The organism is Pontibacter pamirensis, from assembly GCF_010015475.1.
Taxonomy (GTDB): Bacteria; Bacteroidota; Bacteroidia; order Cytophagales; family Hymenobacteraceae; genus Pontibacter; species Pontibacter pamirensis.
The window spans coordinates 1-4,216 of the sequence record NZ_SSNI01000089.1 but is presented as its reverse complement, the minus strand read 5'-3'; the positions used below and the strand labels follow the sequence as shown (position 1 = coordinate 4,216).

Annotated in this window: 2 protein-coding genes; one reads left to right on the top strand and one right to left on the bottom strand. The window is 49.5% G+C overall.

The genetic code is table 11. The features are described from left to right. Nucleotides 1–2,582 (bottom strand): S8 family serine peptidase (locus E1919_RS26915; protein WP_162056491.1); only part of this gene is annotated, 2,582 nt, incomplete at its 3' end. A 744-nt stretch (nt 2,583–3,326) separates the two neighbouring features. Between E1919_RS26915 and E1919_RS26910 the strand changes: the two genes are divergently transcribed. Continuing rightward, on the top strand, nt 3,327–4,013 hold the full coding sequence (locus tag E1919_RS26910; RefSeq protein ID WP_237144890.1) for an SGNH/GDSL hydrolase family protein: 687 nt from the start codon (nt 3,327–3,329) through the stop codon (nt 4,011–4,013). Nucleotides 4,014–4,216 lie beyond the last annotated feature (203 nt).

Genomic DNA, 4,216 nt, shown 5'->3' with positions numbered 1-4,216 from the left:
ACTTTCTTGCCCAGGATATCAAATACCTCCACCGTTACGAATCCATCCTGCTCAACTGCATAGCTAATTGTAGTAGATTCAGAGAACGGGTTAGGGTAGGTGAAGCTCTGTGTCCTCTGCTGAGCTCCTGCAGATTGCATACCGGAAACGTCTACAGTAGATAGTGCCTTCCAGCCTTCGAACGTGCGGGTGATCACGACGGCGAAGTCAGCGCGGGTAACATCCTGCAGCGGCTTAAACGTGGCGTGCAGAGTTGGCTGCAGGTCGTATGGCCCCTGTGTCACAGTGAAGAAAGCATTGATCAGTTTTAGGTCCAGTGCCACACTCACAAAGCCTTCTAAGCCGGCAGGAATGTCTTTGGCATCTTCTACTGCATAATCTTTACCGTCTACCTTCACGCTGACAGCTTTACCGTTACGCTTCAGGGCCTCTTCCTGTAAGCCCAATGCCTGCACCAGGGAATAAGCCAAGCTTGCTCTGTTTACGTTGGCGTTAGGAGAGAACTTACCTGCGCCAGCTGGCACCATAACACCTTGGAAGGCATGGAAACGGTCTCTTAAAGCAGCTCCCTTCGCTGTTACTGATTCTGCCAACAGCAGCTGGTCTGATTTCAGGTCGCTGAAAGATACAGCACCCGTCGTAGGGATGAACTGACGTACTGCCTGGCCCATCATCAGGTAATCTGCCAGCTGTATACGCTTCAGGGGCTCATCAGGCAGATAACCGCCGCCACTTACGCCGTCTGCCAGCCGTGCACCTACCGCCAGCCGGATGGAAGCTTCTGCCGGATGTCCGGCAATGTCACTTAGTCCTGTAGCGCCCATCAGCTTCTTAAGGGTTACATCTCCATTGATCGTTTCTGGTAGCGCCACCCCGTTCAGGCCTGAAATTTTGATTGTCCAGGTGCCAGGCATTGGGTTTGCAACAGCTACAGCGCGGTCCTGGTACAAAGTGAAAGCCAGAGAAATACCTGATCTGTATTCTGTTCCGTTAGGAGAGATCAGGCTTAAGTTAACCGGGTTACCTGTTTCTCCGGAAACACCTCCTGCTATTATTTTTGCGTCGATACCAGTTGTGCCGTCTGCTACAGTAAAAGTGCTGGTGTTGCCTGCTGTCAACACAGGGTCGAACCTTATGCTGAACGGTATTTTTTCTGATTCAATAATGGTGTTGCTGTTAAACCTTCTGGTCATGTTAAGGCTGGAGCCAAAGGCTGTGCTTCTGAAAATATGATCGACAGCGGCGTACGCATTCACGTAGCCGGCACCAACTTCCCATGGTTCCATACCAGGCATGTTCGTAGCAGTTTTCTGCAGGATGTCTTTTACCTGGTCTGCTGTAAGCGCAGGGTTGGCATCCAGCAGAAGCGCCACAATACCAGCCACGTGTGGTGTAGCCATCGAAGTACCGCTCATGTGGGTATAGAAAGGGACTTCAGACACCGCCAGCACTTCTGCGTCTTGCTGGGCAGCCAGAGAGGAAACAGGAGCCAATACACGGGTTGACACCACATCCACACCAGGGCCTACAATTGTAGGACGGTTCTCATATGTCCAAGTTCTTCCTGCCGCTGTGAAAGTGCCTTTCTCGTCTTTTACTCCTCTGGAAGAGAAACCAGCGAGTCTGCCGTATCTGTCACCGGCACCTACCGATATAACCCATGGTGCTACAGCATAAGGGTTATGCGTATCGGCGCCAGGGCCTGAGTTGCCGGCGGCAAAAACAGAGATGATGTTTCTTTTGTAAGCCTCTAGAGAAGCAACGTTTACCGGGTTGTTCGGATCAAAGGCACCGGAAGTTCCCCAGGAGTTGCTGATCACTCTGATGCCGTAACGGGCCTGGTTCAGAATAGTATAGTCGTAACCGCCAATGGCATCCAGAATAAACAAGGCACCGCCGGAGCCATAGCCGATCAGATCGGCGCCAGTCGCTACGCCAGCATATTTGCCATTCGACATAGTGCCCAATCCTCCTACTGAACCGGCGCAGTGGGTGCCGTGCCCTGAGTTGGTATCCGTGTTCGGAACATTTTCAGCCCAGGTGGGAGGCGCCAGGGTTGTGTAGCTATTTAAGTTGGTAGAGCCCATGACGTTCTGCTTCAGGTTCTTTCCCAGTTTCAGGTCTTCATGGGTGCCATCCACACCACTGTCGTTAATCACAACTGTAACACCTTTACCGGATACAGGCAAACCTCCGTTTCTGGTGGTCATTTCCATGTCCGTTCTTAATCTTTGTACACCTGTCAGGTGTGTGTCGTGGTAGTTATAGTAGGTTAACTTTTTGTTGAGGTACAGCGAACGCACCTGTGCATCCTGGGCTAAAGCATTAACCTGTGCTGCCGTTGCCAGTACACCTGCTATTGGCAGGGTCTGAAACGTGACGCCAGACGTAAGACCAAGGCTGTTTAGGAGTGTGAGGTTGCCCTGGCTCGGAGCGCTGTCTCCGTGGAAGGTTACAATTACTTCAACAGGTGCAGTAGCTGACTGTAAGGCCTTTTGTAAATCGGGATCTACAGTAACCTGTGCAAAAACACTGTTTGCAAACAAGGCTAGAACAGTGATACAAGTAAAGATAAGTTTCATAAGGTGAGATGAGATAAAAGTGTTACATGTAATAGTATTAAATAAATATTCTACAAGATGAAAAATGTGAGATAAGAGATAAATTTTTAAATTAGGTATTTGTATGTCTGCAGCCTTTTCTGTAGGATCTAAAAGCTGCAAGTGCTTTAATAACGGGATCAATACTGCGCAGGTTGCCCTAATAAGTCCTATCTGAAAGCGAAAAATCAGGAGGGAATGTGGTGGTTGTAGGATGGGACAATAGCAAGAAGCAAAGAATCGGATCCATAGCAAAGGAAAAATATGACTTCCCGGTAACTAGCACTATTCAGGGTTAAAATTTAAAATCTGCTTTGAGAAAAGGATTTATGCGAGAGTGAAGCGTGTTCTTTAGTTATTGATAACCTTGTGTTAGATAGAGGTAACATAAAGCCTCTGCTAAATTCATAGTCCAATAGTAATGGGCGCAGTGACAGGGAAGCTGAAGTGCAGACGAAAAAAATAATTGCTTTTTGCCTGCCTGGTAGTGGGATACTATAGGTCGCTGTGGATAGTTCTTGATAGGCACTACAGATTGTAGCTAAAGCATCGTTACCAAACCGCAGGCACCTGCTGGCCAAGCAAGAGGCACCTGGGCCGCAGCACAGACGGGTCTAGGCCAGCTTAAGTTAGATGGGTACGCAATCTGAAAGTCTTTTAACGGAGTATATACAGGTGAAACAGACCTTACTTATGCGCCACCATATCTTTTCTTTACTTTTATTCATGAGTTTTGCTTTTGCTGCCTGTAAAAAAGATGCGCCTGAGCCTGCTGCTGCACCAGACCTCCCGCCAACTCCCACAGCAGATAATACCAGGACCTATTTAGCTTTGGGCGACTCCTATACGATTGGGCAAAGCGTACCAGCCGTTGACCAGTGGGGAATGCAACTGGCAGCCCTACTGAGGGAAGAGGGTATTGCCATCAGCAACCCTGTGACTGTTGCACGCACAGGCTGGACCACCTCCGAACTGGCCAGTGCTATCGCCGCCGCCGACCTGAAGCCTTCGTTTGACCTGGTGTCTTTGCTGATTGGCGTCAACAACCAGTACCGCGGACAATCCCTTGAAACCTACCGCTCAGAATTCGGCCAACTGCTGCAAACGGCCATTCGCCTGGCGAAAGGAGACCCAACACGTGTGCTGGTGCTATCCATACCCGACTGGGGAGCCACCCCCTTTGCACAGGGTAGCAACCGGCAGCAGATATCTGCAGAGATTAACGCTTTCAATGACGTGGCCAGAGAAATAACGAAGAATGCAGGCGTCACCTTTATCGATATAACTCCTTTAACAAGAGAAGCAGCCTCTGACCCTTCCTACGTAGCCGGCGACGGCCTGCACTACTCCGGTACAATGCACCGGGAGTGGGCGCTGCTGACCCTCCCTAAAGCAAAAGACATACTGAAGTAGGGTTGCCAGGTTAGCGATAACTAGGAACAAGGTTGTGGCTCGTTGATACCGCAGCAGAGGGAGCAGGTATAACTGCTGGTAAAGGTAGCAGGGCAAACCATCAGGCAGCTATAAGCCTTAAACTAACGTGAACTCGGGAATTAACCCGCTTCAAATCAGGTGATTGTGCAACAAAAAAGGCTAAGGATTAGGTAGAAATATTG